The following is a 209-nucleotide window of genomic DNA, read 5'->3' on the forward strand; positions in this document are numbered from 1 at the left end:
CGTAACAAACACAGGTATGAAACCTGTCCTTGTTAAGGGCAAACATGTCAAAAGCATAAATCAATATTACAACAAAATGAAGAGTCATTTTACAAGCACTCTTAGAAATGAAAAACAAACTAATGAAGGACCTTTTACTTCTAAAAGGATAGAAAAACTTCATCAAAAACGTTACTTGAAAATAAAAGACGTCTTCCATAAAGTTAGTC

The 209-nt window shown here is 31.1% G+C and carries 1 pseudogene; it reads left to right on the top strand.

The window, feature by feature from the left end:
• A pseudogene (locus tag FOT98_RS31580) lies at positions 1-209 on the top strand (RNA-guided endonuclease InsQ/TnpB family protein); the annotation flags it as partial.

It is taken from the genome of Bacillus sp. HY001 (genome assembly GCF_007558965.1).
GTDB lineage: Bacteria > Bacillota > Bacilli > Bacillales > Bacillaceae_G > Bacillus_A > Bacillus_A mobilis.